The following is a 929-nucleotide window of genomic DNA, read 5'->3' on the forward strand; positions in this document are numbered from 1 at the left end:
CGCCGCCGGCACTCCGCCTGCGGCTACCGCAGCCCGATCACCTACGAGAACACCACCACCGCGGCTACGCTACGACCGGCCGCATAACAATCAAATCGCGTGTCCACTTTTCGGGGCGAAGGCCCGATTCCCCGCCCGGTGTGGAAGTAGGCCAGCAGCTCGTTGTGCCAGGAGCCTGTTTCCGTGGTGTTGGAGCTCCCGGCGGACCTGTCACGATCGATAGGGTTGGCGCGGTGCTGTTACCAACAGCCGCCAACAGTCGGCCGAAGGAGACGTCATGCAGACCCGCCCACCGGTACCTCCCTTCACCCGAGACACCGCGATCGTCAAGGTTCGCAAGGCCGAAGACGCATGGAACGGCCGCGATCCCGTGACCGTGTCCCTGGCTTACACAGTGGACAGCTGGTGGCGTAACCGGAACACGTTCGTGCAGGGCCGTGAGCAGATCGTCGAGTTCCTCACCGCGAAGTGGGCGAGCGAGCTCGACTACCGGTTGATCAAAGAACTCTGGGCTTACACCGAGGACCGCATAGCCGTCAGATTCGCCTACGAATGGCACGACGACGCCGGCCAGTGGTTCCGGTCCCACGGAAACGAGAACTGGCAGTTCACCGCCGAAGGGCTTATGCGGTATCGCCACGCCAGCATCAACGATCAGGCCATCACAGAGTCCGAGCGCAAGTTTCACTGGGACGCTTCCGGGCCGCGTCCGGCGGATCACCCCGGGTTGAGCGACCTCGGGCTGTAGCACTCAAGGGGCCGGGCTGCGTGTCTCGTCGAATTAACTGCGGCTTTCTGCAGGCACCTAGTGTCGCGTGAACGATGATCTTTGACCGCCGGTTGCTTTGGTGAGGATTTCGTCGGCGGTCTTGGTCCAGGTGAACGGCTGGCAGCGTTCGTTCCAGGCGTCGATGTAAGTCTCGATTGCG

The 929-nt window shown here is 62.8% G+C and carries 1 protein-coding gene; it reads left to right on the forward strand.

Annotation, left to right across the window (positions count from 1 at the left end):
• Nucleotides 1-277: 277 nt before the first annotated feature.
• Nucleotides 278-748: a nuclear transport factor 2 family protein gene (locus tag RM423_RS24920; RefSeq protein ID WP_311425728.1), complete on the forward strand. Its 471-nt coding sequence runs from the start codon at nucleotides 278-280 to the stop codon at nucleotides 746-748.
• Nucleotides 749-929 lie beyond the last annotated feature (181 nt).

It is taken from the genome of Jatrophihabitans lederbergiae (assembly GCF_031845305.1).
Taxonomy (GTDB): Bacteria; Actinomycetota; Actinomycetes; order Mycobacteriales; family Jatrophihabitantaceae; genus Jatrophihabitans_A; species Jatrophihabitans_A lederbergiae.